Below are 1,023 nucleotides of genomic sequence, written 5' to 3'. Positions count from 1 at the left end.
CACGACACCAACTGGCGCTGACCAGCCGGACGAAGGACGGGCACCTCCCGCAGTGCAGCCAAGTGACCGCGAGGCCGCGGACAGCGGACCGGAGGCGGAGTTCACCCGGTTCGTCGCCACCCGCTGGCGGGCCCTGACCCACACCGCGTACCTGCTCACCGGCGACTTCCACGAAGCGGAGGACCTGGTGCAGACGACGCTGGCGAAGGTCTACCCGCACTGGCGGCGACTGGACCCGGAGCGCGCCGAACACTACGTGCGCCGCGCCCTGGTCAACACCAACCGCAGCCGGCACCGCCGTCGCAGGATCACCCATCTCCTTCTCCCGTCGCTGCCCGACACCGGCCCCGTCCACGACGACGGGGCCGGTGTCGGCGGCGTGGACGTGTACGACGCCCTGGCGCGCGAACTCGCCGACCTGCCCGAACGGCAGCGGGCCGTCGTGGTGCTGCGTTATTGCGAGGACCTGTCCGTCGAGGAAGTGGCGGACGTCCTCGGATGTTCGGTCGGCACGGTGAAGAGCCAGGCGTCCCGGGCCCTGGCCAAACTGCGCAGCCGGTCGTCCCTCACCCGCACCTACCCGGCCAGCCGCCCCGCAGAGGCACGATGACTCCAGACCACGGCCAAGAAGAGTGGGCACGGGCGGCCTTCGCCCGGTCACGCGAGGCGTACCCCTCGTCACAGGCACCCGTCGACCGGATCCTGACCACCGCCCGCGCCCGCCAAAGACGCCGCCGTACCGCGGCCGCCGTGGCGAGTGCCGCCTGCGTCGTCGGCATCGGCCTGTCGGTCGCGTTCCTCAGGCCACAGCCCGGTGCCGTCACCCCCGCACACCGGCCCTCACCCGCCGCGAGTTCCTCGTACACCCCGCCCCCCAGCACGGTCAGCGTCCGGGTGGGCGGAGGGCGGACGGACGGGAAGCGCTGGTCGGTGGCGCTGGAGTTCCACCGGACCCTGCCCAAGGGCTACACCCCGCCCGCTTCCCCCGGTCGGACTCCCGCACCCGGCACGTCACTGCTGTGC

Annotated in this window: 1 protein-coding gene and 1 pseudogene; both read left to right on the top strand. The window is 72.7% G+C overall.

The features are described 5' to 3' along the window. The coding region (locus VT52_RS35055; RefSeq protein WP_338059217.1) for a SigE family RNA polymerase sigma factor at positions 1-610 on the top strand (610 nt) is incomplete at its 5' end. Beyond that, positions 607-1,023, top strand: a pseudogene (locus VT52_RS37730) (hypothetical protein); the annotation flags it as partial. The gene VT52_RS35055 and the pseudogene VT52_RS37730, both read left to right, overlap by 4 nt.

This window comes from Streptomyces malaysiense (genome assembly GCF_000980885.2).
Lineage (GTDB): Bacteria > Actinomycetota > Actinomycetes > Streptomycetales > Streptomycetaceae > Streptomyces > Streptomyces malaysiense.
Note: the sequence above shows the minus strand (reverse complement) of the source record. Positions and strands in the feature narration are given on the sequence as shown.